This is a genomic window from Pseudomonas soli, assembly GCF_900110655.1.
Classification (GTDB): domain Bacteria; phylum Pseudomonadota; class Gammaproteobacteria; order Pseudomonadales; family Pseudomonadaceae; genus Aquipseudomonas; species Aquipseudomonas soli.
Genome location: NZ_FOEQ01000015.1, coordinates 1 through 26,203, shown reverse-complemented (window position 1 = coordinate 26,203; position 26,203 = coordinate 1). Strand labels below are relative to the sequence as shown.

The 26,203-nt window shown below is 62.7% G+C and carries 33 protein-coding genes; 14 read left to right on the top strand and 19 right to left on the bottom strand.

The window, feature by feature from the left end:
* The first annotated feature begins 17 nt into the window (after window positions 1–17).
* Window positions 18–353, top strand: coding sequence for a Grx4 family monothiol glutaredoxin (gene grxD, locus BMY03_RS23510; RefSeq protein WP_031314504.1), 336 nt, complete (start codon window positions 18–20; stop codon window positions 351–353).
* A gap of 70 nt (window positions 354–423) precedes the next feature.
* On the opposite strand, the gene bfr is transcribed toward grxD, so the two are convergent.
* A complete protein-coding gene (bfr, locus tag BMY03_RS23505; protein ID WP_023629026.1) occupies window positions 424–897 on the bottom strand; it encodes a bacterioferritin in 474 nt (157 codons plus the stop codon).
* A 202-nt stretch (window positions 898–1,099) separates the two neighbouring features.
* Window positions 1,100–1,321, bottom strand: coding sequence for a bacterioferritin-associated ferredoxin (locus BMY03_RS23500; RefSeq protein ID WP_038706663.1), 222 nt, complete (start codon window positions 1,319–1,321; stop codon window positions 1,100–1,102).
* Window positions 1,322–1,534: 213 nt separating this feature from the next.
* Between BMY03_RS23500 and BMY03_RS23495 the strand changes: the two genes are divergently transcribed.
* On the top strand, window positions 1,535–2,137 hold the full coding sequence (locus BMY03_RS23495) for a peroxiredoxin (protein ID WP_023629028.1): 603 nt from the start codon (window positions 1,535–1,537) through the stop codon (window positions 2,135–2,137).
* 135 nt (window positions 2,138–2,272) lie between these two features.
* Here BMY03_RS23495 and rnt read toward each other — a convergent pair whose 3' ends face one another.
* A complete protein-coding gene (gene rnt, locus BMY03_RS23490; RefSeq protein ID WP_236661015.1) occupies window positions 2,273–2,884 on the bottom strand; it encodes a ribonuclease T in 612 nt (203 codons plus the stop codon).
* Between the two features lie 59 nt (window positions 2,885–2,943).
* The gene (gene pyrC / locus BMY03_RS23485; RefSeq protein ID WP_038706662.1) at window positions 2,944–3,990 is read right to left on the bottom strand and encodes a dihydroorotase; all 1,047 of its coding nucleotides are present in this window, start codon (window positions 3,988–3,990) and stop codon (window positions 2,944–2,946) included.
* A gap of 130 nt (window positions 3,991–4,120) precedes the next feature.
* Between pyrC and BMY03_RS23480 the strand changes: the two genes are divergently transcribed.
* Together BMY03_RS23480 and BMY03_RS23475 are read left to right on the top strand one after the other, a co-directional pair.
* Window positions 4,121–5,101 carry a flagellar protein MotY gene (locus tag BMY03_RS23480; RefSeq protein ID WP_094012396.1) on the top strand — a complete coding sequence of 327 codons (981 nt, stop codon included), beginning with the start codon at window positions 4,121–4,123 and terminating at the stop codon, window positions 5,099–5,101.
* 128 nt (window positions 5,102–5,229) lie between these two features.
* Entirely contained in the window at window positions 5,230–6,447 is a 1,218-nt protein-coding gene (locus tag BMY03_RS23475; RefSeq protein WP_023630754.1) for an argininosuccinate synthase, read from the top strand.
* Between the two features lie 44 nt (window positions 6,448–6,491).
* Here BMY03_RS23475 and BMY03_RS23470 read toward each other — a convergent pair whose 3' ends face one another.
* Window positions 6,492–6,953, bottom strand: a complete 462-nt coding sequence (locus tag BMY03_RS23470) for a hypothetical protein (protein WP_023630755.1) — start codon at window positions 6,951–6,953, stop codon at window positions 6,492–6,494.
* Between the two features lie 372 nt (window positions 6,954–7,325).
* Between BMY03_RS23470 and BMY03_RS23465 the strand changes: the two genes are divergently transcribed.
* Window positions 7,326–7,952: a response regulator transcription factor gene (locus BMY03_RS23465; protein ID WP_023630756.1), complete on the top strand. Its 627-nt coding sequence runs from the start codon at window positions 7,326–7,328 to the stop codon at window positions 7,950–7,952.
* Window positions 7,953–7,998: 46 nt separating this feature from the next.
* Here BMY03_RS23465 and BMY03_RS26440 read toward each other — a convergent pair whose 3' ends face one another.
* The 7 genes from BMY03_RS26440 to metG all read right to left on the bottom strand — a co-directional run bounded on the left by BMY03_RS26440 (window position 7,999) and on the right by metG (window position 13,794).
* Window positions 7,999–8,175 carry a PA3496 family putative envelope integrity protein gene (locus BMY03_RS26440; RefSeq protein ID WP_023630757.1) on the bottom strand — a complete coding sequence of 59 codons (177 nt, stop codon included), beginning with the start codon at window positions 8,173–8,175 and terminating at the stop codon, window positions 7,999–8,001.
* Window positions 8,176–8,279: 104 nt separating this feature from the next.
* Entirely contained in the window at window positions 8,280–8,918 is a 639-nt protein-coding gene (gene nth / locus BMY03_RS23455) for an endonuclease III (RefSeq protein WP_023630758.1), read from the bottom strand.
* A 4-nt stretch (window positions 8,919–8,922) separates the two neighbouring features.
* Window positions 8,923–9,447, bottom strand: a complete 525-nt coding sequence (locus tag BMY03_RS23450) for an Rnf-Nqr domain containing protein (RefSeq protein WP_023630759.1) — start codon at window positions 9,445–9,447, stop codon at window positions 8,923–8,925.
* The gene (locus BMY03_RS23445; protein WP_094012395.1) at window positions 9,444–10,055 is read right to left on the bottom strand and encodes an RnfABCDGE type electron transport complex subunit G; all 612 of its coding nucleotides are present in this window, start codon (window positions 10,053–10,055) and stop codon (window positions 9,444–9,446) included. The genes BMY03_RS23450 and BMY03_RS23445 overlap by 4 nt, the downstream gene beginning before the upstream one ends.
* Window positions 10,052–11,023 (bottom strand): RnfABCDGE type electron transport complex subunit D, encoded by a 972-nt coding sequence (locus BMY03_RS23440; protein ID WP_094012394.1) that lies wholly within the window; start codon window positions 11,021–11,023, stop codon window positions 10,052–10,054. The genes BMY03_RS23445 and BMY03_RS23440 overlap by 4 nt, the downstream gene beginning before the upstream one ends.
* Before the next feature lie 78 nt (window positions 11,024–11,101).
* A complete protein-coding gene (locus tag BMY03_RS23435; RefSeq protein WP_023630762.1) occupies window positions 11,102–11,650 on the bottom strand; it encodes an Rnf-Nqr domain containing protein in 549 nt (182 codons plus the stop codon).
* 101 nt (window positions 11,651–11,751) lie between these two features.
* Window positions 11,752–13,794 (bottom strand): methionine--tRNA ligase, encoded by a 2,043-nt coding sequence (gene metG / locus BMY03_RS23430; RefSeq protein WP_046854465.1) that lies wholly within the window; start codon window positions 13,792–13,794, stop codon window positions 11,752–11,754.
* 158 nt (window positions 13,795–13,952) lie between these two features.
* On the opposite strand from metG, the gene apbC reads away from it, so the two are divergent.
* The gene (gene apbC / locus BMY03_RS23425) at window positions 13,953–15,047 is read left to right on the top strand and encodes an iron-sulfur cluster carrier protein ApbC (protein ID WP_023630763.1); all 1,095 of its coding nucleotides are present in this window, start codon (window positions 13,953–13,955) and stop codon (window positions 15,045–15,047) included.
* 121 nt (window positions 15,048–15,168) lie between these two features.
* On the opposite strand, the gene BMY03_RS23420 is transcribed toward apbC, so the two are convergent.
* Window positions 15,169–15,378: a cold-shock protein gene (locus tag BMY03_RS23420; RefSeq protein WP_012273869.1), complete on the bottom strand. Its 210-nt coding sequence runs from the start codon at window positions 15,376–15,378 to the stop codon at window positions 15,169–15,171.
* A gap of 327 nt (window positions 15,379–15,705) precedes the next feature.
* Here BMY03_RS23420 and dcd point away from each other — a divergent pair, with 327 nt between their 5' ends.
* Together dcd and BMY03_RS23410 are read left to right on the top strand one after the other, a co-directional pair.
* Entirely contained in the window at window positions 15,706–16,272 is a 567-nt protein-coding gene (gene dcd, locus BMY03_RS23415; RefSeq protein WP_023630764.1) for a dCTP deaminase, read from the top strand.
* A gap of 97 nt (window positions 16,273–16,369) precedes the next feature.
* On the top strand, window positions 16,370–16,612 hold the full coding sequence (locus BMY03_RS23410; RefSeq protein WP_046854466.1) for a hypothetical protein: 243 nt from the start codon (window positions 16,370–16,372) through the stop codon (window positions 16,610–16,612).
* Window positions 16,613–16,618: 6 nt separating this feature from the next.
* Here BMY03_RS23410 and BMY03_RS23405 read toward each other — a convergent pair whose 3' ends face one another.
* Window positions 16,619–17,734, bottom strand: a complete 1,116-nt coding sequence (locus BMY03_RS23405; protein ID WP_094012393.1) for a succinylglutamate desuccinylase/aspartoacylase family protein — start codon at window positions 17,732–17,734, stop codon at window positions 16,619–16,621.
* A gap of 233 nt (window positions 17,735–17,967) precedes the next feature.
* Between BMY03_RS23405 and BMY03_RS23400 the strand changes: the two genes are divergently transcribed.
* A complete protein-coding gene (locus BMY03_RS23400; protein WP_094012392.1) occupies window positions 17,968–18,150 on the top strand; it encodes a type II toxin-antitoxin system HicA family toxin in 183 nt (60 codons plus the stop codon).
* 20 nt (window positions 18,151–18,170) lie between these two features.
* Window positions 18,171–18,596, top strand: a complete 426-nt coding sequence (locus tag BMY03_RS23395) for a type II toxin-antitoxin system HicB family antitoxin (protein WP_023630767.1) — start codon at window positions 18,171–18,173, stop codon at window positions 18,594–18,596.
* Window positions 18,597–18,665: 69 nt separating this feature from the next.
* On the opposite strand, the gene BMY03_RS23390 is transcribed toward BMY03_RS23395, so the two are convergent.
* The 5 genes from BMY03_RS23390 to BMY03_RS23370 all read right to left on the bottom strand — a co-directional run bounded on the left by BMY03_RS23390 (window position 18,666) and on the right by BMY03_RS23370 (window position 22,959).
* Window positions 18,666–21,101 carry a penicillin acylase family protein gene (locus BMY03_RS23390; RefSeq protein WP_094012391.1) on the bottom strand — a complete coding sequence of 812 codons (2,436 nt, stop codon included), beginning with the start codon at window positions 21,099–21,101 and terminating at the stop codon, window positions 18,666–18,668.
* A gap of 192 nt (window positions 21,102–21,293) precedes the next feature.
* Entirely contained in the window at window positions 21,294–21,497 is a 204-nt protein-coding gene (locus BMY03_RS23385) for an SEC-C metal-binding domain-containing protein (protein ID WP_023632501.1), read from the bottom strand.
* A 7-nt stretch (window positions 21,498–21,504) separates the two neighbouring features.
* Window positions 21,505–21,981, bottom strand: coding sequence for an LEA/WHy family protein (locus tag BMY03_RS23380; protein WP_023632502.1), 477 nt, complete (start codon window positions 21,979–21,981; stop codon window positions 21,505–21,507).
* Between the two features lie 2 nt (window positions 21,982–21,983).
* Entirely contained in the window at window positions 21,984–22,460 is a 477-nt protein-coding gene (locus tag BMY03_RS23375) for a YchJ family protein (protein WP_038706657.1), read from the bottom strand.
* 4 nt (window positions 22,461–22,464) lie between these two features.
* On the bottom strand, window positions 22,465–22,959 hold the full coding sequence (locus tag BMY03_RS23370; protein ID WP_094012390.1) for a DUF6231 family protein: 495 nt from the start codon (window positions 22,957–22,959) through the stop codon (window positions 22,465–22,467).
* Between the two features lie 160 nt (window positions 22,960–23,119).
* Here BMY03_RS23370 and BMY03_RS23365 point away from each other — a divergent pair, with 160 nt between their 5' ends.
* The 4 genes from BMY03_RS23365 (at window position 23,120) to BMY03_RS23350 (ending at window position 25,745) form a co-directional block, all read left to right on the top strand.
* Entirely contained in the window at window positions 23,120–23,812 is a 693-nt protein-coding gene (locus tag BMY03_RS23365) for a PA1041 family peptidoglycan-binding anchor lipoprotein (RefSeq protein ID WP_038706655.1), read from the top strand.
* 89 nt (window positions 23,813–23,901) lie between these two features.
* Entirely contained in the window at window positions 23,902–24,621 is a 720-nt protein-coding gene (locus tag BMY03_RS23360) for a PA1041 family peptidoglycan-binding anchor lipoprotein (RefSeq protein ID WP_046854473.1), read from the top strand.
* A gap of 97 nt (window positions 24,622–24,718) precedes the next feature.
* Window positions 24,719–24,994: a DUF1145 domain-containing protein gene (locus BMY03_RS23355; RefSeq protein ID WP_023632547.1), complete on the top strand. Its 276-nt coding sequence runs from the start codon at window positions 24,719–24,721 to the stop codon at window positions 24,992–24,994.
* Window positions 24,987–25,745 (top strand): hypothetical protein, encoded by a 759-nt coding sequence (locus BMY03_RS23350; protein WP_094012389.1) that lies wholly within the window; start codon window positions 24,987–24,989, stop codon window positions 25,743–25,745. Before BMY03_RS23355 ends, BMY03_RS23350 begins: the two co-directional genes overlap by 8 nt.
* Window positions 25,746–26,203 lie beyond the last annotated feature (458 nt).

Below are 26,203 nucleotides of genomic sequence, written 5' to 3'. Positions count from 1 at the left end.
TTCAGCCGAGGTGCTTCATGGATATCATCGATACAATCAAAGAGCAGATCGCCAACAACACCATTCTGCTTTACATGAAAGGTTCGCCGAATGCCCCGCAGTGCGGCTTCTCGGCCAAGGCTTCGCAAGCCGTGATGGGGTGTGGCGAGAAGTTCGCTTATGTCGACATCCTGCAGAACCCGGAAATCCGCGCCAACCTGCCCAAGTACGCCAACTGGCCTACCTTCCCGCAACTGTGGGTGGCGGGTGAGCTGGTCGGCGGCAGCGACATCATGATCGAGATGTTCGAAAATGGTGAACTGCAGACCCTGATCAAGGATGCGGCCGCCAAGGCCAAGGCTTCCGAGGCCTGATTCCGGCGTTCCTTGCCAGGATGCAAAAGCCCCGCAATAGCGGGGCTTTTTGTTGTCGTCGGTCTTGCAGTTACTCTTCGCCCATCTGCGACTGCAGGTAGTTCTCGATAGTGATCTTGTCGATCAGGCCCAGTTGAGTCTCCAGCCAGTCGATGTGCTCTTCCTGGTCCTCGAGGATGTCCTCGAGCACGTCGCGCGAACCGAAGTCGCCAGCGGTTTCGCAATGGGCGATGGCGGCTTTCAGGTCGACGTGAGCCTTTTTCTCGAGCTTCAGGTCGCACTCGAGCATCTCTTTGGTGTGCTCGCCAATCATGAGCTTGCCCAGGTCCTGGACGTTGGGAATACCTTCGAGAAAGAGGATGCGCTTGATCAGCTTGTCTGCATCCTTCATCGCCTGGATGGACTCTTTGTACTCGAGTTTACCGATCCGATTCAGGCCCCAATCTTCGTACATGCGCGCATGCAGGAAGTACTGGTTGATTGCGACCAGCTCGTTTCCGAGGACCTTGTTGAGATGCTGGATGACGCTTACGTCGCCTTTCATGATGGGGTCTGACCTGTAGAAGTTGAGCCAATGCAAACAAGTTTGAGCCTCGCAACTATCTGTGTCAAACCTAAGTGATTGAATAATAAATGAAAATTAATCGGAATAAGAATGTTTGTGAACCGCGTTCGAGCGCTAACTTATTGAATTGCAGGCATAAAAAAACCGGACACTAGGTCCGGTTCTTCGAATTTGGGGGGCATTACGCCGCGTTGAATTCAACGGGGTAGGGCAGGGCGGCCTGCTGGCTCAGTTGCAGCTCGGTGAGGGTTTCGCGTACCACCTGCTTGGCGAGGCAGGCGCATTTGCCGCATTGGCTGGCAACACTGGTGGCGGCTCGAACTTCCTTGTAGCTGCAGCATCCTTCGTAGATCGCATCGCGGATCTGTCCGTCGGTGACACCGACACAAAGACACACATACATAAAGGCTGACCATCGCAGGTTGATTCGATGGGTTGGAGAGTAATAGTAATGAGAATGGTTGTCAAAACACTTTGTGTAAGGCCCGCGCCAGAGCGACCGATGGTAGAGATTCGGCCTGTCACGCAAAGCTGTGTATGATGGTCAGCCTTTGTTGGATCCGGGGGAACGCGTTCCGCCCGGACAAGGTTTTCCCCCCTCATCAGGAGAGATCGAATGAGCGTACTCGTTGGCAAACAAGCCCCGGACTTCACCGTTCCAGCCGTGCTGGGCAACGGCGAAATCGTCGACAGCTTCAACCTGGCCTCGGCCATCAAGGGCAAGTATGGCCTGGTGTTCTTCTACCCGCTGGACTTCACCTTCGTCTGCCCGTCCGAGCTGATCGCTCTGGACAACCGCATCCCTGACTTCCAGGCGCGCAACGTTGAAGTGATCGGCGTGTCGATCGACTCGCACTTCACCCACAACGCCTGGCGCAATACCCCGGTCAACAATGGCGGCATCGGCCAGGTCAAGTACACCCTGGCGGCTGACATGACCCACGAAATCTGCAAGGCCTACGACGTCGAGTCCGAAGGCGGTGTGGCCTTCCGTGGCGCCTTCCTGATCGACACCAATGGTGTTGTCCGCTCGCAGATCGTCAACGACCTGCCGCTGGGCCGCAACATGGACGAGCTGCTGCGCTTGGTCGACGCCCTGCAATTCCACGAAGAGCACGGCGAAGTCTGCCCGGCCAACTGGAAGAAAGGCGACAAGGGCATGAACGCTTCGCCGGAAGGCGTCGCGGCTTACCTGAGCGAGAACGCTGGCAAGCTGTAATTTGCCAAGTGCATAAAAAACCGGCCCTGGTGGCCGGTTTTTTTTTGCCTCAAGTTTCAAGCTGCACGCTACAAGTGAAAAGCACGGCGCATGCAGACAGCTCTTTCTTGTCGCTTGAAGCTTGTGGCTCGCAGCTCAATCGTCGAAATCGCGCCAGCCGCCCATCTCTTTCCAGCGATTGACGATGCCGCAGAACAGCTCTGCAGTCTTCTCGGTGTCGTAACGCGCCGAATGCGCCTCACGGCCGTCGAAGTCGATGTCCGCGCTCTGGCAAGCTCGGGCCAGCACGGTCTGGCCGTAGGCGAGGCCGGCGAGGGTGGCGGTGTCGAAGCTGGAGAACGGGTGGAACGGGTTGCGCTTGATATCGTTGCGCGCCACCGCAGCATTGAGGAAACCCAGGTCGAAGCTGCTGTTGTGCCCCACCAGGATCGCCCGCTTGCAGCCATTGGCTTTCAGCGCCTTGCGCACGCCGCGGAAAATATCGGTCAGCGCGCTTTCCTCGCTCACCGCCATGCGCAGCGGGTGATCGAGCTTGATGCCGGTGAACTCCAGCGCGGCGGCCTCGATATTGGCTCCCTCGAACGGTTCGACCCGATGGAAGTAGGTGTGCTCGGGGAACAGGAAGCCCTTTTCATCCATGCCGATGGTGACGGCGGCAATCTCCAGCAGCGCGTCGGTAGCGCTGTTGAAGCCACCGGTCTCGACATCCACCACCACAGGCAGGTAGCCGCGGAAACGCTCGGCCATCGGATGGCGCGAGCCGCTGCTGACCTGGCTGTCCTGGTCGTCTTCGTAAAGATCTTCGCTCACGCGTGGTCCTCCTGCAGGCGCCAGCGCAGTGTTTCACCAGCGCGCAGGGGAATGACGGTGGTGTCACCGAAGGGCAGGCTGTCCGGCGCGGTCCATTGCTCACGCACCAGGGTGATGGTGTCGGTATTGCGCGCCAGGCCGTAGAAATCAGGGCCATGCTTGCTGGCGAAGCCTTCGAGCTTGTCCAGGGCGTTACGCTGCTCGAACGCCTCGGCATACAACTCGATGGCGGCATAGGCGGTATAGCAGCCGGCGCAGCCGCAGGCGGCTTCCTTGGCATGCTTGGCGTGAGGCGCTGAGTCGGTACCGAGGAAGAACTTCGGGTTGCCGCTGGTCGCGGCATCCAGCAACGCAACCTGGTGGGTGTTGCGCTTGAGGATCGGCAGGCAATAGAAATGCGGGCGGATACCGCCGACCAACATGTGGTTGCGGTTGTACAGCAGGTGCTGGGCGGTGATGGTGGCACCGACATTGGCCGGCGCCTCGGTGACGAACTGCGCGGCGTCGCTGGTGGTGATGTGTTCGAACACCACTTTCAGGGTCGGGAAACGCTCGACCAGGCGGCGCATGTGCTCGTCGATGAAGCGCTTCTCGCGGTCGAACACGTCGATCTCACTGCGCGTTACCTCACCGTGCACCAGCAAGGGCATGCCGGTTTCGGCCAGTGCCTCGATTGCCGGGAGGATGTTGTCGATGCTGGTCACGCCCGAATCGGAGTTGGTGGTCGCGCCGGCCGGGTACAGCTTGGCGGCGTACACGATCCCGCTGGCCTTCGCGGCGCGGATGTCTTCCGGGCTGGTGCGGTCGGTAAGATACAGCACCATCAGTGGCTCGAAGCGGCTGCCGGCGGGGCGTGCGGCAAGGATGCGCTGGCGGTAGGCGTCGGCCTCGCCGGCGTTGCGCACCGGCGGAACCAGGTTGGGCATGATGATGGCGCGGGCGAAGGTGCGCGCCACGTCACCAACGGTGTGAGGCAGGACGGCACCATCGCGCAGATGGATGTGCCAGTCGTCGGGGCGCAGGAGGGTCAGGCGATCGGACATTGGAGATTCCAGGCGGGTCGAACTCAGAAGCCAATGCTACCGGAAAACCCCTGTTCGAGCACGGCTATCAAGTTTTCCGACAGGCGTCCGATAGCATTCAGGTAAGCCGTCAGAATCAGTGGAGCCGACCGTGCGCCAGCGTTACCTAGCCCTGTTCACCCTTGTCGCCAGCCTGCCGGCCGGGGCCATGACCTTCCAGACCCGCGTGGAGAACGTCGCCTGGAAAGTCGAGGGTGACCAGTTCGAATGTCGCCTGATCCAGCCGATCGACGGTTTCGGCAGCGGCGAGTTCGTGCGCCGTGCCGGCGAACAACCGACGTTCCAGCTACGTTCGGACAGCAATGTCCTCGGCGCAGGGTCAGCGACCTTGCTGGCCGCCGCGGCCCCCTGGCAGCCAGGGCGGGGCGATATCAACCTCGGTGCGGTGCACATGGCCCGCACTGGCGTGTTGTTCACCTCCAGCCAAGGGCAAGCCAGCCGCCTGATCAATGGCCTGCTCGATGGGCGCAGCACGGTGGTGCGCAACTACCGGGGCGAGGGTGGCCGGCCGATGCAAGTGCAGGTAATGCCCGTCAGCTTCGCCAAGGCCTACAGCGACTACCAACTGTGCGCCGCCAAGCTGCTGCCGATGAACTATGACCAGATCCGCCAGACCCAGGTTGGTTTCCCCGGAGGCGGGATCGAACTGGACAGCTCGGCGCGTGCGCGCCTGGATGTGCTGCTCGATTATTTGAAGGCCGATCCGACGGTCAATCACATCGAGCTCAACGGCCACTCCGACAACAGCGGCAACCGCCTGACCAACCGCGACACCTCGCGTCGACGGGCGTTGGCGGTTGCCGACTACCTCAAGGCCCATGGCGTGCCGGAAGAGCAGATCACCGTGCGCTTCCACGGCGAGCGCTATCCGCTGGCCAAGAATAACTCTGCCGCCAATCGGGCGCGTAACCGCCGGGTGAACATCCAGCTCGAGCGCGTGACACCGGTCGAGAAACCGCTGGAGAAACCGGCGCCACCGGTTGCGCCGGCGGCCCCGGCACCCGCGGCTACCTCACCTGCGCCTGCGACGCCTGCGGCCGCTTCCGCCCAGCCCGCTCCAGCGAAATCCTGAGTGCGACAGCGGGTCGCGCTCTCGACAATTCCTGTCGCTTTGTCGTCACAAGCTGTCGCCCCATTGTAAATTTTTCGGCAAGGCCGGTAGAATCATCGGCTTTCCGTACAACCCCGTGGAGTGATGGCATGGCGGACGTAAAAAAGGTCGTATTGGCGTATTCCGGCGGCCTTGATACTTCGGTGATTCTCAAGTGGCTGCAGGACACCTACAACTGTGAAGTGGTGACCTTCACCGCTGACCTCGGCCAGGGCGAGGAGGTCGAGCCGGCCCGCGCCAAGGCCCAGGCGATGGGCGTGAAAGAAATCTACATCGACGACCTGCGCGAAGAGTTCGTGCGTGATTTCGTCTTCCCGATGTTCCGCGCCAACACCGTCTACGAAGGCGAGTACCTGCTCGGTACTTCCATCGCCCGCCCGCTGATCGCCAAGCGCCTGATCGAAATCGCCAACGAAACCGGCGCCGACGCCATTTCCCACGGTGCTACCGGCAAGGGCAACGACCAGGTGCGTTTCGAACTGGGTGCCTATGCGCTCAAGCCTGGCGTCAAGGTCATCGCGCCATGGCGTGAGTGGGACCTGCTGTCCCGCGAGAAGCTGATGGACTACGCCGAGAAGCATGGCATTCCGATCGAGCGCCACGGCAAGAAGAAGTCGCCGTACTCGATGGACGCCAACCTGCTGCACATCTCCTACGAAGGCGGTGTCCTGGAAGATACCTGGACCGAGCACGAGGAAGACATGTGGAAATGGAGCGTCTCTCCGGAGAACGCCCCGGACCAGGCCACCTACATCGAACTGACCTACCGCAACGGTGACATCGTCGCCATCGACGGCGTCGAGAAGACCCCGGCCACCGTGCTGGCCGACCTCAACCGCATTGGCGGCGCCAATGGCATCGGTCGCCTGGACATCGTCGAGAACCGCTATGTCGGCATGAAGTCGCGCGGTTGTTACGAGACCCCGGGCGGCACCATCATGCTCAAGGCTCACCGCGCCATCGAGTCGATCACCCTGGATCGCGAAGTCGCTCACCTGAAGGATGAGCTGATGCCCAAGTACGCCAGCCTGATCTACACCGGCTACTGGTGGAGCCCGGAGCGTCTGATGCTGCAGCAGATGATCGATGCCTCGCAGCTCAACGTGAATGGTGTTGTCCGCCTGAAGCTGTACAAAGGCAATGTCACCGTCGTGGGTCGCAAGTCGGACGATTCGCTGTTCGATGCCAACATCGCGACCTTCGAGGAAGACGGCGGGGCTTACAATCAGGCTGATGCCGCAGGCTTCATCAAGCTCAATGCATTGCGTATGCGCATCGCGGCCAACAAGGGTCGTTCGCTGCTGTAAGCCGCCTCGAGCATAAGAAAAAACCCGGCCTAGGCCGGGTTTTTTCATGCCTGGGTTTTTGCCTGGGTGGCGGTCGTGGCCTCTTCATCCGGCATGGGCGCGGCTGAGAGATGGATGCAGGTGCGCGTATCCAGGTTATACAGCACCCAGCGTCGTTGTCGCCCGTGCGGGCGGTCGATCATTCGCAGTACATGGGTTTCGATGATCTTCTGACTGTCCGCTCCGGAAATGGCGATGATCATTGCGCCTTTGCTCTCTGCCACAGGTGTGCGTACAGGCTTGCCGGCACTGTTGGCATTGCTGTCTGGTACAAACAGCGAGCGAGTGTTGAAGTTGAGGGTGAGGAAGAACAGTACGGTGAGAAAAAACGGGAAGCCCACCAGGAACCAGGTATACAGGGTCTGGCTGTCTTCGCTGAGGAACGGGAGTGATGCCAGGGCAGACGCTTCGATCACGCCGGCAAAGACAGCGATAAGGGTCAACGGACTGATGGGGTCGCGGTTCATGATGAGGGCCTGGTGATGCTTTGCCCATCTGTAGCGCGTTTTCCCCCGCGTATTAAGCGTGCCTTGTTTCCCTCCCAGGCCACGGCGCAGCTTCAACACCTACCATTTATCCAGTATGTACAGTCGAATTTTCCCGCATGAAGTATGACTCAATAGCACTTGGATCCAATTATGCCGACTGTTACTTTCTGATTCGTTGCGACGAACCTCTATCTATTACATTTTGTGAAAGTGGCAGTGTGTAGGAAGAATCTCCATTAATTGTAGGCCGCTTCTTTCGGTGAATTTACCAGGGAAACCGCTGCATAAATAATCGTTATGCTCGGGTGTGGTGGTCTATCGAACTAAAAATAACGTATCAATGGGAATCGCATGAATAAAGTGCTGATCGTGGATGATCACCCGGTCATTCGCCTGGCCGTACGCATGCTGATGGAACGGCATGGCTACGAAGTGGTGGCGGAGAGTGACAATGGTGTAGACGCCCTGCAACTGACGCGGGAGTATCTGCCGGATATTGTCATTCTGGATATCGGGATCCCCAAACTGGATGGGCTGGAAGTGATTGCGCGGATGACGCTGGCGAGCCCCGCGAGCAAGGTACTGGTACTGACTTCCCAGGCCCCTGGGCACTTCTCGATGCGCTGCATGCAAGCGGGTGCAGCAGGTTATGTGTGCAAGCAACAGGAGTTGACCGAGCTGCTCAGTGCCATCAAGGCCGTGCTGTCCGGCTACAGCTATTTCCCCAATCAGGCATTGCACAAGGGGCGCTCGGGTACGGGAGGCGCCACGGAAATGGAGATGGTCGAGCGGCTTTCCGGCCGGGAGATGATGGTGCTGCAACAACTGGCACGAGGCAAAAGCAACAAGGAAATCGCCGACAGCATGTTCCTCAGCAACAAGACGGTCAGTACCTACAAGACGCGCCTGCTCCTCAAGTTGAATGCGCGCTCGTTGGTGGATCTGATCGAACTCGCACAGCGCCATGGGCTGGCCTGACCCCTATTGAAAAAGCCTCCGTTCAGGAGGCTTTTGCACGTTTGCGCTACAGATCGTAGTCAAAGTCGGCCAATTGCTTCTGCAGGCGCCGTTCCTCGAGCATGTTGTCGATGGTGCGGCGCTTGCTAAGGTTGGTCTTGGCCGGTTCGGCCTGCGGCTCCACGTCGTCGTCCGTACTTTGGAAGTCGTCGTCGTTCGCCAGATCTTCTTTATCGGTGCTCATGCGTCACTCCAAGCCAAAGGGCCATTGGCCGTCCTTATAACGGGAATCGCAGAGCGGGTAAAAAAGATTTTTTCAATCGCCTTGTGCTGTTGTCAGCTATTGCTTCAATCGTCCGAGGTCTTGAGCTTGTATTCGCACAGGTCCTCGATTCGGCAGCTGCCACAGCGGGGTTTTCGGGCCTGGCAGACATAGCGGCCATGCAGGATCAGCCAGTGGTGGGCATCGAGCAGATACTCCTTTGGCACGAACTTGAGCAGTTTCTTTTCGACTTCCAGAACGGTCTTGCCCGGCGCTATACCCGTGCGGTTGCTGACCCGGAATATATGCGTATCGACGGCCATGGCCAGTTGGCGAAAGGCGGTGTTGAGCACTACGTTGGCGGTCTTGCGGCCGACGCCGGGCAGGGCTTCCAGCGCTTCGCGGCTCTGCGGGACTTCACCACCGTGCAGTTCGACCAGCAGGCGACAGGTCTCGATGACATTCCTGGCCTTGCTGTTGTACAGCCCGATGGTCTTGATGTACTCGCTCAGGCCTTCGACACCCAGGGCGTGGATGGCCTGCGGCGTGTTGGCGACCGGAAACAGGCGTGCGGTAGCCTTGTTGACGCCGACGTCCGTCGCCTGGGCCGAGAGGATCACCGCGATCAACAGTTCGAAGGGGGTGGAGTAGGCCAGTTCGGTCTTGGGTTCGGGGTTGTCTTCATGCAGCCTGCGAAAAATCTCCAGGCGTTTGGCGGCATTCATGGGGTCAACGGCTTCCTAGACGGCGTGGTGAGGTGGTCGATGGGCGCAGGTGATTGTACAAGCCCAGCAGCAGGCCGAGCAGTATCAAGGCGCCGGGAGCGAGCGTGGCAATGTGCAGGCCGAGATCGTCGGCGAGCACTTGTCGACAGATACCCAGGGCAAGGCTGGCCACCAAGAGCCCACCCAGGCCGCGGCACAGTTGGCGGTAGCGGTGAGTCTGTGGCAGCAACTGCTCGCATGCCAGGCAGGGCAGCGCCAGCAACAGGGGGTAGAGGGCAAGTTGCTCGGCCAAGGGCAGGGCCCACGCCCGCAGCCCCAGGTGCAGACAGGTTACCAAGGTGGCGGTCAGTAAAGCGCTCGCCCACAGGCTGGCGCCTTGGGCAAGGTGGCTACGCAGTGGTGCCATCAGCGCCTGATGCAGGCCTGTCAGCAGGCAGGCGCAAAGGCTGATGGCGATAGCCTGGACAATGGTCCGGGTCGCGCCGAGCAACGGTGCCAGGCTGATCATCACTAGCCAGAACCTGCTCATGGGCGCGCCTCGTCGAGCAGTGCCTCGCGGTGGTCGTCGAAGTAGCGCAGCGCATCCTGGATCGCCTCGATGACTGCCCTGGAAGTTACCGTCGCCCCGGCCAGCTGATCGAACGCGCCCTGGTCACGCTTGATCGCCCAGGCCTGCTCCGGGGTGCCTTCGTGTGCCCGGCCAATGAACTGGTCGAGCCAGTGACGGGCAGGGTCTGCCAGTTGGTCGCCCAGGCCGGGGCTTTCCTGTTGCTCAAGTACACGCATGCCTGCCAGGCGACCGTGGGTGTCGATGGCGATGACCATTTCGATGGCGCCGCCATAGCCCTGGAACCTGTTGTGCAGCAGGATGGCGGTAGGGCTGCCGCCTAGCGTGGCACGGTAACCGGCGAGCAGGCGGCTGTGGCGCAGGCTGGTATCTGCCAGTGCCAAGGGTGTCTGCAAGGGCTGGTTGTCGTAGCTGCCCGGCGGCAGCACCGCCAGCCATTGCCGTTCCTGCCACTGGCGCGATGCTTGTGCAATCGGTTCGGCAGTGAAGCGTTGCCAGGCCAGTGTCGTGGCGACGGCCAGGAGTGCCAGCAGCAGAAGGCAGGCAGCGCTGCACCAACGGGCATTCACAGGCAGGCCTCTTGGCGGCGTTGCGCCCAGCGATCCAGGGACGGTGCGGCAAGGTTCATCAGCAAGATCGCGAATGCCGTGCCGTCGGCAAAGCTGCCCCACGTACGGATCAGGTAGATCAGCATGCCGGCGCCGGCACCGAACAGCAGGCGGGCCAATGGCTGTCGGCAACCGGATACTGGCTCGGTGGCGATGAAGAACGCGGCCAGCATGGTCGAGCCCGACAGCAGGTGCAGCAATGGTGAGCCATTGGAGTCGGAGCCGGAGCCATTCCAACCCACCAGGCTGAACAGGAACAAGGCGCCGAGCAGGCCGACCGGCGCATGCCAGCCGAAGACCTTGCGTTGCATCAGGAACAACCCGCCGAGCAGAAAGGCGAGGTTGACCCATTCGCTTGCACGTCCACCGAGGTGGCCAAAGGCCGAATGGCTGGCAAACAGTTCGTCGATGGTCAGGCTGCGGTTGTGGCGCAGTACGTCGAGCACCGTGGGGCTGGCCCAGGCATCGATGCGATCGCCGGTACCCAGGCTCAGGTTCAGGCTCTCAAGCAATCCGGGTGCTTGGGCGGGCCAGTGGTTCATTTGCAGGGGGAAGCTCAGCAGTACGAACACGTAGCCCGCCATGGCCGGGTTGAACAGGTTGCGTCCCACTCCACCGAAGGCCTGTTTGCCCAGGCCAATGGCGACACAGGCTGCAATTACCGGCAACCACCAGGGTGCCTGAATGGGCAGGGCCGCAGCCAGCAGAACGGCGGTGACCAGCGCGCTGCCATCGCCCAGGGTCGAGGCCACCGGCAGCTTGCGCCAGCTCAGCAGCACGGCCTCGGTGGCCAGCGCCGCGCAACTGCTCAGCAGCAGGTTGATCAGCACGCCCCAGCCATGCAGCCAGAACAGCGCGAGCAGCCCCGGGACACAGGCCAGCAGCACCAGTTGCATGGCGCTGCGCAGGCGCGGATCAGATGGCGGCATGGGGCGGCAGTTCCTCGAAGTAGTGTCGGGCGGCGTTTTGAAATGCCGGCAGCAAGACGCCGGTGTTAAGAGTCAGGCTCATTGTGCGAAGAGCCCATTGAGTCCCGAAAAAGCCATGGCCATAAGCCCGGCACCGATCAGTTGGATAGGCAGGCCGCGTAATGCCGTGGGTACCTCGGCTTGGCGGCTGCGCATGTCCAGGTCCGCATACAACATCAGCGCGAGCCAGAAGCCCAAAGCGGTAACAAGTGGCCACGCCAGCAGGCGCCAGCCGTACATTTCGGCATTGGACAGTTGCACCAGCAAGCCTAGCACCACGGCATTAGCGCTCAGCAGACTCGGCAGGCCTTGTGTTGGCCAGTCTGGCCGCAGGCGTTGCAGCAGGTTCGGCAGCGCCCAGGCCAACGCCGCCAGCAGCGGCAGGAAGAGCAACAACTGCAGGTCCTGCAACTGTGATGGCACGAGCAGTTGCTGGTAGATCCATGCCCCGACTGGCAGTGCCAGGAGGATCAGCAGTGCGCTGCACAGCCCCAGCGCATGCAGGCGCGCTCGCTCGCCCGGTTCTGCCTGCAGGACCAGGTGATTGACCAGCGCGGCGCTGACCAGGACCAGAACGTAGTCACTCATGGGGATGCCGACGGCGGGAGGATGGCGCCATTATCCGGCAGCGGGTGGCAGATGCAAATGCCCCGGCCAGGTGGCCGGGGCATGGTAGTTACTTAAGGCGGTTACTTGATGCGCTGGCCTGGCTTGGCACCGCTGTCAGGGCTGAGCAGGTAGATTTCCTCGCCGCCCGGACCGGCTGCCATGACCATGCCCTCGGAAACGCCGAAGCGCATCTTCCGTGGCTTGAGGTTGGCCACCATCATGGTCAGACGGCCTTCCAGCTGGGACGGATCCGGGTAGGCCGACTTGATACCCGAGAACACATTGCGACGCTCGTCACCGATGTCCAGGGTCAATTGCAGCAGCTTGTCTGCACCCGGCACGGCTTCGGCCTTGACGATCAGCGCCACGCGCAGGTCGACTGCGGCGAAGGTGTCGAACTCGATTTCGGCCGACAGCGGGTCCTTGGCCAGCTCGCCATTGCCCGCCGGGGCGGTCTTGGCCTCGGCGGCCAGCAGGTCTTCCTTGCTGGCGGCGATCATGGCTTCGACCTTGGCCGGTTCGATGCGGCTCATCAGCGCCTTGAACGGGTTGAGTTGGTGGTTTTCCAGGCGCGACTGGTGGTCGTTCCAGGTCAGCGGCGCGACATTGAGGAAGGCCTCGGCGTCGGCGGCCAGCACCGGCAGGACCGGCTTGAGGTAGATCACCAACTGGCGGAACAGATTGACGCCCTGGGCGCAGATGGCCTGCACCTCGTCCTGCTTGCCTTCCTGCTTGGCCAGCGACCACGGGGCCTTGTCGGCGATCCAGGCGTTGGCACGGTCGGCCAGGGCCATGATCTCGCGCATGGCGCGCCCGAAATCGCGGGCTTCATAGGCCTCGGCAATCGACGGGGCTGCCGCGAGGAAGGCTTCGGTCAGCTCCGGCGCGGCGTCACCGGCGACCATTACGCCGTCATTGCCCTTGTGGATGAAACCGGCGCAGCGGCTGGCGATGTTGACCACCTTGCCGACCAGGTCGGAATTGACCTTTTGCACGAAGTCTTCGAGGTTCAGGTCGAGGTCGTCGACACCGCGGCCCAGTTTGGCGGCGTAGTAGTAGCGCAGGTACTCCGGCTGCAGATGGTCGAGGTAGGTGCGCGCCTTGATGAAGGTCCCGCGCGACTTGGACATCTTCGCGCCGTTGACGGTCAGGTAGCCGTGCACGTTGACCGCGGTCGGCTTGCGCAGGCCCGCGCCTTCGAGCATGGCCGGCCAGAACAGGGCGTGGAAGTTGACGATGTCCTTGCCGATGAAGTGATACAGCTCGGCCGTGGAGTCTTCTTTCCAGAACGCGTCGAAGTCCAGTTCCGGTCGGCGCGCGCAGAGGTTCTTGAAGCTGGCCATGTAGCCGATCGGCGCGTCCAGCCAGACATAAAAGTACTTGCCTGGCTCGCCCGGGATCTCGAAACCGAAGTACGGAGCGTCGCGGGAGATGTCCCATTCCTGCAGGCCGGAGTCCAGCCACTCGGCGAGCTTGTTGGCCACGGCGTCCTGCAGGGTACCGCTGCGGGTCCACTGTTGCAGCATGGCCTGGAAGTCGGGCAGCTTGAAGAAGAAGTGCTGGGAATCACGCAGTACCGGGGTAGCGCCGGAGATGGCCGACTTGGGATTCTTCAGCTCGGTCGGGGCGTAGGTGGCGCCGCATTTTTCGCAGTTGTCGCCGTATTGGTCCTCGGCTGCGCACTTGGGGCAGGTGCCCTTGATGAAGCGGTCGGCGAGGAACATGCCCTTTTCAGGGTCGAAATACTGGGTGACCGAACGGGTGGCGATATGCCCGGCATCGCGCAGGCGCGTGTAGATCAGGCTCGACAGCTCGCGGTTCTCCTCGCTGTGCGTGGAGTGGTAGTTGTCGAAATCGACCAGGAAGTCGGCGAAGTCGGCGCTGTGCTCGGCCTGGACGTTGGCGATCAGTTGCTCGGGCGTGATGCCTTCCTTTTCAGCACGCAGCATGATGGCCGAACCGTGGGCATCATCGGCACAGACATAGATGCACTGGTTGCCGCGCAGCTTCTGGAAGCGCACCCACATGTCCGTCTGGATGTACTCGAGCATGTGGCCAAGGTGGATCGATCCATTGGCATAGGGCAGGGCGCTGGTGACGAGAATCTGACGTGGCTCGGACATGGTGGCTCGGCTACTTATCTGGCTACGGGGTAAAAATGAGGGTGATCGGCCACTATAAAGGGCTGGCGAATATATTTCACCCCAACAACGCATCCGCTGACGATTGACGGGTTAGCATAGGCGCCTGTTCCGTATTCAGTTTGCCAATGGGAGCCTCCATGAGTGCCGTTACCCGTGCCGCCGTCGAAGGCGTGCTTCGCCAGTACACCGACCCCTACCTGAACCAGGACCCGGTCAGCGCCGGTTGCGTGCGCGCCATCGAAATCCAGGGTGGGCAAGTCAATGTGCAGTTGCAGTTGGGCTATGCCGCCGGGCTGTTCAAGGGCGGCTGGGCGCAGGTACTGCAGACCGCCATCGAGAACCTCGACGGTGTGACTTCGGCCTCGGTCGGCATTGACTGTGTGATCGCTACGCACAAGGCCCAGGCTCAGGTGCCGGCCATGGCCAACGTCAAGAACATCGTCGCCGTGGCCTCGGGCAAGGGTGGGGTCGGCAAGTCGACCACCGCCGCCAACCTGGCCCTGGCCCTGGCCCGCGAGGGTGCGCGGGTGGGGATACTCGACGCCGACATCTATGGCCCCAGCCAGGGTGTGATGTTCGGCATCCCCGAGGGCACCCGCCCGCAGGTGCGCGAGCAGAAGTGGTTCGTGCCGATCAAGGCCCATGGCGTCGAGGTCATGTCCATGGCCTTCCTCACCGATGACAACACGCCCATGGTCTGGCGCGGCCCGATGGTCTCGGGGGCGTTGCTGCAACTGGTGACCCAGACCGCCTGGGACGACCTCGACTACCTGGTGATCGACATGCCGCCAGGCACCGGCGATATCCAGCTGACCCTGGCGCAGAAGGTGCCGGTGGCGGGCTCCGTCATCGTCACCACCCCGCAGGATCTGGCGCTGCTGGATGCCAAGAAGGGCGTGGAAATGTTCCGCAAGGTCAACATCCCGGTGCTGGGCGTGGTAGAGAACATGGCGGTGCACATCTGCTCAAACTGCGGCCATGCCGAGCACCTGTTTGGTGAAGGCGGCGGCGAGAAGCTGGCGGCCCAGTACGGTGTCGAACTGCTGGCATCGTTGCCGTTGTCGATGCTTATCCGCGAGCAGGCCGACAGTGGCAAGCCGACCGCGATTGCCGAGCCGGAAAGCCAGATCGCCATGGTCTACCAGGAGCTGGCGCGGCAGGTGGGGGCGCGGATCGTGCTGCAGGAAGCGGCGGCGCCGGCGATGCCGAGCATCACCATCAGCGAGGATTGAGGTTCAGGAAGTCATGTGGGAGCGGGCAAGCTCGCTCCCCCGATCGCTTCTGACCATTCGCTCAGGCACAAAAAAACCCGCCAATGGCGGGTTTTTTTGAAAGCGAGGAAGCGAGATCGACTTAGGCGATCTGAACTTCTTCAGCCTGCATGCCTTTCTGGCCGCGGGTAGCGACGAAAGTAACAGCCTGGCCTTCTTTCAGGGTTTTGAAGCCGTCAGCTTGGATGGCTTTGAAGTGCACGAACAGGTCGTCACCCGACTGAGGGGTGATGAAGCCGTAGCCTTTCTCATCGTTGAACCACTTGACGGTACCGTTTTGACGGTTGGACATGTTTCTGTCTCCTTGGACAAAGTTGATTACGGTCAGGAAAAACCCTGGCCGGGACTGAGTGCAAAGAGAGCAGAAAATTCAGCGATGGGCCGATGATAATCGTGCATCAAACTAGAGATTCTCGGTGTCACGTGCAGCACAGTGGCGCCACCTTAACCCACTTTCCACGACCTGCCAATGGTCAAGGAGCGCTTTGATGAATTTCGGATCGGCGGCCGGTGCAGGCCCCGTCTGGCGCGGGATGGGCAAGGAAACTTTAACCCGCGCGCCGGGACCGGTAAGATGCGCTTCTCGTTTTTCACCTTGCACTCTTCAGGACACCCCGCCATGAGCATCAAATCGGACAAGTGGATTCGCCGCATGGCGCAGGAACACGGCATGATCGAACCGTTCGTCGAGCGCCAGGTGCGCGGCGAGCACGACAGCCGGGTCATCTCCTTCGGCGTCTCCAGCTACGGCTACGACGTACGCTGCGCCGACGAATTCAAGGTGTTCACCAACATCAACTCGGCCACCGTGGACCCGAAGAACTTCGACGCCGGCAGCTTCGTCGACATCAAGAGTGACGTGTGCATCATCCCGCCAAACTCCTTTGCCCTGGCCCGCACCGTCGAGTACTTCCGCATCCCGCGTGACGTGCTGACCATCTGCCTGGGCAAGAGCACCTACGCCCGCTGCGGCATCATCGTCAACGTCACCCCGCTCGAGCCCGAGTGGGAAGGTCATGTGACGCTGGAGTTCTCCAACACCACCACGTTGCCGGCGAAGATCTACGCCAACGAAGGCGTGGCGCAGATGCTGTTCCTGCAGTCCGACGAGGAGTGCGAAGTGTCGTACAAGGATCGTGGTGGCAAGTATCAGGGCCAGCGCGGCGTCACCTTGCCGCGCACCTGAGCCGACAAAGCGCGGGAATTGTTTCCGCGCCTGGCACTCCAACGAGTGAACAGTTCCGGCGCGCATGACGTGCGCCGGCTCTCGTCAGGAGCCTTCCATGAAAATTGACCCCGCAATCAGTGCCAAGCTGGCCGTCCTGCAGCCGAACCAGATCGGATTGCTGGCCTGGTCGCTGCTGGCCCATCCGCCGATACACACGCCACTGCCCATGCGCGCTGGCGGCGTGCCTCACCAGCCTGATCCCGACACCCCCCAGCCGCCACAGCCTGGCGAGCAGCCACCGATGGAGCCGGGCGAACCGACCTTGCCGGATGAGCCGCCTCCCGCTCCCGTGGCTTGACGCCGCTCAGTTGCCCAGCAGGTAACCGCTGCGACAGACCTGCTCGCCTGCCACATGGGCGACCACCATGCCCGCCGTGGCCATGCGCCGGATGCTGCGGGCATAGAGCAGCCCCGCCTGGCTATTGCGCAAGGGAGTGACCCGGTCGTTGAGCGGGTCGATGACCTCGGCGATCAGTGTCCCGGCTTGCAGGTACTGGCCGGGGCTGGCATGGAACACCAGCAACCCGCCAAGCGGTGCCATGACCGGTTCCACCGCTGCCAGTGGCGTGGCCGGTCGACGCAGCGCCGGCAACGGGGCAGGCTGCCCTTCGATGACCCCGGCGTGGGTCAGGAAGTCGAGGATCGCCTGGCAGTCCTGGGTGGCCAGGGCGTGGCTGACATCGGCCTGGCCGCGCAACTCGATGGTCACCGAAAAACTGCCTTGGGGGATCGGGAAGCGTTTGCCGAAGCGCTGCTGCAACTGCCACCACACCAGGCTGAAACACTCATCGAACGATTGTCCGCCCGAGTCGGTGGCCAGCAGGCTGGCCTGGACGCCCAGGTAGCGTGCCAGCGGTTCGACCTCGGGCCAGGCCTCGGGTGTGGTGTACAGGTGCTCGACGGCTTCGAAGTCGCAATGCAGGTCGAGCACCATGTCGGCGTCGCAGGCCAGGCGCTGCAGGGTCAGGCGCTGGGACTGCAGCGGCGTGTGCGCGGGGTGGGCATCCAGGCCCCGGCGCAGGTATTCACGGATCAACGCCAGGTTGTGCGCCGGGTCTTGGGAGAGGTGGCCTTCGATCTGGTCACCAATGTTGTCCGACAGGTCGACGAACCTGCGGTTGAAGTTCTCGCCGCTTTGCAGCTCGAAGCGCCCCAGGGGCGCGTCCAGCAACACCTGCTCGAGGCCGACCGGGTTGGCCACCGGCACCAGGATGACCTCCTTGCGCAACCGCCCCTGCTGCTCCATGTCCGCAAGCCGCTGCTTTAGGTGCCAGGCCACCAGCATGCCCGGCAGCTCGTCGGCATGCAGCGAGGCCTGGATGTACACCTTGCCGGCGCCACGTGGGCCGAAATGGAAGCTGTGCAACTGGCGGGCGATACCCGGGACAGGGGAGAGCAGGTCGTGGGTCGAGTGGTGCATGGTGGTCCTGATGTGAGCGCTGTGCGGCAAGGGCCGGGATCAAGGATAGAAGCATAACTTCGGCGTTGGCGCACTATTCATATCGGCCGGGCGGACGGTGGAGCTCGGATATGGACTACCTGAAATGAGGACATGCCGAACCCGCAGGTGCTGTCTACTGATGCTTCATCGCGCTGCGCAACAAATATGTTGCGAGTGCAACCTGTTTGCTGCATTTTTCTCCTGGTGCATGCATGAAGTACAGCGAACTACGTCGATGGCTGCGTTCTCAGGGAGCCACCTTCGTTCCTGCCAAAGGCAGCCATTTCAAGGTTTACCTGGGCAATCGACAAACCATCTTCCCCGACCACGGCGCCAAGGAAACAGGGGAGGGGCTGAGGAAGAAGATCCTCAAGGATCTTGGACTGAGCGACTGACCACGCAACGAGGTTTCCAAATGAATTTCGACTATCCGGTAAACGTGCACCGTGATACAGGCAGTGTCTGGATCAGTTGTCCGGATATACCTGAGATGGCCAGTGCGGGCGATACGCTCGATGAAGCATTGTTCGATGCAGTGGATGCCCTGGAGTCAGCGCTTTCCCTGTACGTGGAGCGTCGGGCAGCCATTCCGTTGCCGACACCAGTGCAGTCAGCCGAGGCCATTGTCAGGTTGCCGGCGCTGACCGCGGCCAAGGCGGCGCTGTGGAACACCATGGTCTCTCAGAACGTGACCAAGACCGAAATGGCCCGACGGCTTGGCGTTAATCGGCCGCAGGTGGACCGGCTGGTTGATTTGCTGCATCGCTCCAAGATCGAGCAGGTCGAGCATGCCTTGCATGTATTGGGACAACGCATAGAACTCGCGGTGGTAGCTGCCTGAAGATGATCCGAGAGGTTCCTTCCTGGCGCAGATGCTGCGCCAGGAAGCTACTTCCGTGGGGCCGAAGGCCTATTTGCCAGGCACCAGCGTCAACCGCTGGCTACCGTAGGCCCGGGCAAAATTCTGCGGTTGCAGCGGCAGGCTGGTGAAGCGGCCCTTGAACCAGGCATCGAGCCCATCGCTGTAATGGTGGCTGGCCGGATTGCCGGACTGGCCATTGCTGGTCAGCACCTGCAGCGGTTCGGTCTGCCCAAAATCGACGATCATCCGCGCCGAGGCCGGCAGTTGGGTGTCGAAGCTGCTCCCCCAGGCATAGGGCGTCAGGGCCAGGGTGCTGAAGTCGCCACCCGCCGCCAGGGGCGCGCGCTCGAGCTTGTCGCCCAGGCCGTGATAGGCCGGTGCCGGCCAGCGGTACTGATGCAGCTTGCCCCACTGCCAGGCACGGCGGTCGGCGCCGAGTTGTGTGGTGCCGGCATCCACCGCCGCAGCCAGGCTGCGGGCGAGGATGGCCGGCTTGTCTTCTTTTTGCGGCGTGCCGCGATCGTCCCAGAACGGGCTGTCCTCGCGCCCCAGCAGGTGGTCGGCCTGGGCGGAGTAGGAAAGCTTGGCATTGCCGATGAACGCTTGCCATGCCGGGCTGGATTCCGGGCCCAGTTCATCGAGGAAGGTCTGGCGAGTGACTGCCTGGAGGAACAGTTCGTACAAGGCGGCATCGGCCGACACCGGGCTTAGCCGGCCATCGAAGGCCTTTAGCCGCGCCAGCGCATCGCGAGCCTTGTCGCGCTGGGCGCCAGGCAGGGCGTCGATGGCCTGCTTGAGCGGCTGGGCCATGCCGGGGGCGTCGAACATCTGCTTGAGCTTGTCGGCCAGCAGTGTCACCTGATCGTTTTGCAGGGCCATCAGGCTGCGGCTGTCGTGACGACCGTTGCCGGCCAACTGGGCCAGGCGTTCGGCACGCTCGGGGTAGTACCAACTGCTCGACAGCTGCATGCCGTAGCCTTTGGGCAGGCTGCGCTGGTTGGCGTGGCCGATGAAGCCGGCGGGCGGATCCTGATCGTAGGGGTGCAGCATCGCGTCGGCGTAGCCATCCCAGTCGTAGCGCCCGTCCCAGCCTGGCGAGGGCAGCAGGCCCTGGCCTTCACGGCGGTTGGGATAGCGTCCGCTGACCTGCCAACCGATATGCTGGGGCTCGGCGAACACGAAGTTCAGCGCTGCCGCACCGACCTCGCGGGTGCTGTCGAAAGCACGCTCGATGTTTTGCGCGCGGGTCAGGTCGAACAGCGCATCTAGACTGCGATCATCCTTGAGCTGCGGTAGATGCAGGGCCAGGGCCAGGCTGCCATGCCCCGGCAACAGGGTGCCGTGGCGGGTGTCGTACATCACCTCGCGCTGAGGGCGCTGGCCGCGAACGAAGAAGGTCTCGTTGCGGGCACGCGCCGGTTGCCACTTGCCGTCGGCGAGGTAGGTCAGCTGGGGGCCCTGGCGGCGCACCTGCTCGAGGAACAGGTCCTGGTTGTCGGCCATCACCGCGCTGCTGCTCCAGGCCAGCTTGCCGTTGTAGCCTGCCAGTACGATCGGCAGCCCCGGCAGCGACAGGCCGGCGACCTGATACTTGCCGGTGTGGATCTGCACCGGGCTCAGTGCCCAGGCAGCGCGGCTGTCGCTGGCCAGCAGGCTCTTGCCGGCACGGCTGCGCTGGGGCGACAGGGCCAGGTTGCTCGAGCCGGGCACGCCCAGCAGGCCGAGGTCGGCCAATTGCTGGCCAGTGGCGGCGAGCGCGCCCAGGCCCGGCAGCTGGCTGGCCAGGTTCAGGCCCTTGAGCTTGTCGACTTCGCTTTCGGCCAGGGGCTCGTCCGGAGCGCCGGGCAGCAGCCAGGCCAGCTTGTCGGCACCGACCTTCTGCGCCAGGGTCAATGCCGACAGTTCCTCCTGCAGGTTCACCGACTGGCTGAAGGCGTAGAGGCTGAAGATCAGCGCCGAATCCTCGGGTTTCCAGTATTCCGGGCGATAACCGCTGCGAGCGAGTTCGCCCGGTAACTTGTCGCGATAGCGGAACAGGTAGGCGTTGACCCCGCGGGCATAGACTTCGAAGAAGCGCTTCAGGCGCGGCGAGGCATCGGCATACAGCTGGCTGGCACCCTGCTTGAGGTTGGCCGCGCGCATCAGCCGGTCGATCTCCAGGGCGTCGGCTCCCGCCAGCTCGGCCAGGCGCCCCTGGGCCAGCAGGCGCATGGCGACCATCTGCTCGATGCGATCCCCGGCATGCAGGTAGCCCAGGCTGAACAGCGCATCATGGAAGTTGCTGCTTTCGATCAGCGGCGCGCCCATGGCGTTACGCCGTACCGAGACGTTCTGCGCCAGGCCCTTGAGCGGTTGCACGCCGCTGTAGGGCAGGACGCTGTCCTGGTAGCCACCCATCTGGCAGCCGCCCAGCGCGAGCAGGCCAAGCAACGCGGCAGCACTGCCGAGGCGGAGGGGGAAGGGTGGAAGGACGGGGGCGGCCATGGCTGGATTCCTGCAGGGCGTGGCGGGGTTCTGAAAGGCGCTAAGGTAGTGAGCGCGCAGTCGCCGTGCAAGGTGCCGGGGAGCTTTATTTACCAGTGGTCATGCTGGAGCGGGTTGATCATGGGCCAAGCCCGTTCCCACGACGGTTTGCCTGGGAGTGGGCTTGGCCCTGAACACGTGCGCTGACGTTGATCAGGCGCCGTGGCACTTCTTGAATTTCTTCTCGCTGCCGCATGGGCAAGGGTCGTTGCGGCCGACGTCCTTCAGGGCGTTGCGCACCGGCTCCTGGTGGCCGTGGTTGCAGTGCGGGCCGTGCACATGGCCGTGGTCGTGGTGATGGTCGTGACCGTGATCGTGATCGCAGTCGGGGCCATGGACATGGGGTTGTTGGGTCATTGCAGCGTTACTCCGGTTTAAGATCGCCGGGGATTATCTCACCCCTTTGCCTCAAGTGCAGGTCCCGATGCACGAACAGTCCGGTGGCCAGCTCGCCACGCAGTTGATACTGCACGGGTTGCCCGCTCTTGAGCAGCTTTGCCAGAGGCTTGAGGTGCTGCCAGAGATTGGTCCGCACGGTGACCTTGAAGGTGCGCCGGGCATGGCCGCCAACGCTGCGCCACAGGCTGGCCTCGTCTTCGGCCAGCAACAGGTCGCCCAAGCGTACAGAATAGGCCAGGTGGCGGATGAACAGGCGGCTGTCATTGGGGTTGTCGACCCGCAGGTGCAGAACGAACTCCTGCTGGTGCAGGCGCACCTTCACCGGTTCCACCTCAAGCAGGTGCAACTGTGGTTCGCGCCAGGGATCACTGCCCCAGCTGACGCAGCCCGCCAACCCGCACAGCAGCAGGCTGAGCGAGAGCAGGCGGGCCAGGGTGCGCATGCTCAACTACCGAAGTAACTGGCGCAGCATTTCTTGAACTTCTGCCCGCTGGCACAGGGGCAGGGGTCGTTGCGTCCGGCCTTGAGGGGCGCGGTCGGGTCGATGAAGTACCAGCGTCCGGCATGCTGGACGAATGCCGAGCGCTCGCGGTGCTGGTGATCGCCCTCGAGGTCGTGCCAGCGCGCGGTGAACGTGACGAAGGCATGCTCGGGCTGCCCGCCCAGCACCTCGGCGCCCTCCACCTCCAGGCCTAGCCAAGTGCTCTGCGCGCTCCAGGCCGCCATGGCGGCGCGGTCCAGGCCCGGTTGCTGTGCTGGCAGGGTGGTGGCCACCAGATAATCCACCAGGCCCAGCACATAGGCGCTGTAGCGTGAACGCATCAGCGTCTGGGCATCCGGCGCTGGTGTTCCACTGTGATAGTGCCCGCAGCAGGTATCGAGCAGGTTGCCACTGCCGCAGGGGCAGATCGAGACACTCATTCGTTCACCACCAGTACTTGCCGAAGTTTTCTGGGTTGGCCCAGAACTTGGCATTGAGCCAGTCCGGGACCTGCTTGTAGTCATGCAGATCATAAGTGAACAGGCTCAACACCTGGTCATCGCGCTGGAACTGCTCGCTGGCCGAGAGCGCCAGCGAGTAAAAGTCGGTGGCCTGCCAGCCGCAGGCGGTCAGGTCGGCCAGCACCGCGACGCGGCTGGCGTTGAGGTTGCGAATGCCGCCCAGCAGCTCCAGGCCGGTGCGTTTGGGCAGGTGCTCCAGGCAATCGACCAGCACCGCCAGGTCGAAGCGCCGGGCGGCCTGTTCGGCGGGCAGCGGGCCGGGTGCGGTGGCTTCGATATGGGTATCGGGATGGGCGGCGGCGAAGGCTTCCAGAGCCGGGAAGCGGCTGCCCACCAGCAGCAAGTGGCGCGGGGTGAAGCGCTCCAGCAGGGCGGCCAGTGCCTGCTGGGGCGTGCGTTGGGAGAAAGCTTCGGTCATTGCCATTCCTCGTTCAGGTCGCTCAAGACTAACGGTCCCAGGCCAGCGGGCAAAGGGGCGCGCCGCTGCGGCGTGGCTTATTGTTGGCAGAGCGGGAAGCGCCGGTCTTTACTCCCAGAGCATCGGTTTTCTACCGATTCCCCCTAGGAGAAGCAACAAGATGAGCATAGTACGCACAGCGATACCCCTGGTTTTGCTCACCAGTGTGTTGACTGGTTGTGCAGGTTTGCAGAAAACCGACTGGCCGAAGTGTGCTGCCGTCGGGGGCGTTGGCGGCGCGGCCCTGGGCGCGATCGAGAGCTCCAGCTGGGCTGGCTGGGGCGCCTTGCTCGGTGGCGGCCTGGCGGCGGGTTACTGCTGGGCCCATGGTGACGGTGACGAAGACGGCGATGGCGTCCCGGACAGCCGCGACAAGTGCCCGGGCACCCCGCGCGGCGTGCAGGTCGACGCCAATGGCTGCCCGCCGGAGCCGGCGCCGGTGGTCGAGGAGGTCGTGGTACAGAAGGAAGAAGTCATCGTCATCCGTGACGTGCATTTCGAGTTTGACTCGGCACGCCTGACGGCCACCGACAAAGAGCGCCTGAACACCATCGCCACGCGCCTCAAGCAGGAAGCCCCGAGCGCGCGACTGAGCGTTTCCGGTCACACCGACAGCGTTGGCTCCGACAGCTACAACCAGAAGCTCTCTGAGCGCCGCGCCCAGTCGGTGACCAACTACCTGGTCGAAAGCGGTGTACCGCGCGCCAGCTTCGTCTCGGTGGTGGGGGCGGGTGAAACGCAGCCGGTCGCCGACAACGCCACCGCCGATGGGCGTGCCATGAACCGTCGAACCGAGATCAAGATCCAGCGTTGACGGCGATGTGCCCGCGCCTTGAGAAGTGGCGTGGGCACGTCTTTACTCCTGTGTGACCGGTAGCGGCCGGTGACACAGGAGCATTCACCATGCGTGTATTGTCGAAAGCGGCACTGCCGTTGGTGGTGGCCACGAGCCTGCTGGCAGGCTGCGCCACCCACAGCGATGGCAGCGCGCCCCTCAATCAAAGGACATGGCCCATCTGCAGCCTGCTTGGCGGTTTGGTCGGTGGCGGCCTGGGCGCCATCGAAAGTTCCAGCTGGGCGGCTGGTGCCGGCGTTGCCGGTGCGATTGCCGGTGGGTTGATTTGTTATGCCCAGGATGGCGACGAGGATGGCGATGGCGTTTTCGACCGCCGCGACCGTTGCCCGGATACCCCGGCTGGTACCCAGGTCAACCATATGGGCTGCCCGTTGCCGCAATATCCAGCCACCGCACCGCAGCCAGAGCCTGCGGCGACCCCAGAGGTGATCACGCTGGATGATCAGGGCCAGGTGCTGTTCGCCTTCGACTCCGCCGAACTCACCCAGGGTGCCCAGCAGCGCCTGCAGGGCTTGCTGCCCAAGCTCAACGATCCCAGTGTGGCCAGTGTCAAGGTGATCGGTTTCACTGACAGCGTGGGCTCCGACAGTTACAACCAACGCCTGTCCGAGCGCCGTGCCAGCGGTGTTGCGGAGTACCTGATCAGCCAGGGCCTGGCGCCGAACAAGGTGACCAGCCAGGGCCGTGGCGAGAGTGAGCCGGTGGCTGACAACGACACCGACGAAGGTCGCTCGCGCAACCGACGGGTGGAACTCCACCTGAACTGACCCCTCTGGCGCATGCCCCGGCAGTAGGGTTACTGTTGCCGACGCGGTCCGCTCGAACGAACCGCTTCGGCATAACAATAAATCATGGGGGCGGGGTATGAAGTTCATCCTGGGCCTGGGCAAGGCTCTGACGGTGGCATTCTGGGGTGTGGTGCTGTTCAACCAGTTCATGCCGCAGCCATTGCCGCTCAATCTGCTGATCAATGCCGCAGGTATCGTCGTGCTGTCGCTGCATGTGCTCGAGGTGCTGTTCTTCAACGGCAGCCTGCGCGGGCGCAGCCACCGCTGGTTCGACCGCCTGCAGATTCTGTTGACCGGCATCTTCCATGTCATGTCCATTCCCCGGTCGCAGGAGGCGCCGAGCCATGCGTAAACTGATTTTGCTGGCTGTAATGGCTACACCCTTGGCCCAGGCCGAAAGCCTGGAGGTTGCTCCCCATTCCATGCTGCGACTGCCGAACAAGGCGGCTAGCGTGCATCTGGAGCACCTGCGGGTGGCCGACTCGGCGACCTTGTTGCTACCAGCCAGCCTTACCGAACTGAAGATCGACCGGCTCGAACTGGGGCGCGATGCGCGCATCGCCATCGCGCCGGCCGAGCGCGACCTGCGCATCGAGGCGTTGACGGCTCGGCTGGGCGAGGGTAGCGAATTCAGTGCGCCAGGGGCGCCCGGAAGCTACGAGCGGCCCGCGCGGCCGGGGCGTAACCTGGATCTGCGGCTGCAGGCGTTGGAGGCGGAGCGGCTATCGATCGACGCCCGGGGCGGGGCTGGGGCGCCGGGGTATGTCGGGCTCGACGGCGCCAATGGCAAGCCTGGGGGCTGCACCTGGGGGCAGGCCAGTCGTGGGGCGAATGGCGATGATGGTGGCAACGGGCATGATGGGGCTCCCGGTGGGCGAGTTCGTCTGGCGGTGCCTGAAGGGTTTGCGCAGGAGCGGATTGTGGTGCGGCTTGATGGTGGTGCGCCTGGTAAGGCGGGGGCTGCGGGGAAGGCCGGGGCGGGTGGGGTCAGTAAGGGGTGTCTGGTTTATCGGACCGATGCGGGGGGGAATGGGCGGCCTGGGCAGGCCGGGCAGCCTGGGTTGGCTGGGGCCTCGGGGGAGTTGATTCTTCAGCGGCTTTGAGTTTTTCTGGGGTAGTGTTGTTTGGTTGTTTGGTTGTTTGGTTGTTTGGTTGTTTGGTTGTTTGGTTGTTTGGTTGTTTGGTTGTTTGGTTAGTTGGTGTTGGAAGTTGTATGCGCATTCATTTGCGATGTCGACGCTTATTCACCTTTCCGCCCTTACGGCGGGTCCCTTTTTGAAGGATCAAAAAGGAACCAAAAAATCCTCGCTCCATTCATCCGGCCCTCCGCTTCGCTCCGGGTTCCCTCACTCCGGCCTTGCTCCCGGGAGGACCGCGCTGAACGCCCCATCCTGGGGCGCAGCGCTTGACGGGCATCCATGCCCGTCACCTCCCTCCGCAAGACCTCCGTTCGGCCTCCTGAAGTCGCGAAGTTACGGGCGGCGCCTGCACTAACGCAGCTAGTCGCTAGTTGCCATCGTGGGAACTCTAGATCAACATCGCGGGGCAAGCCCGCTCCCAC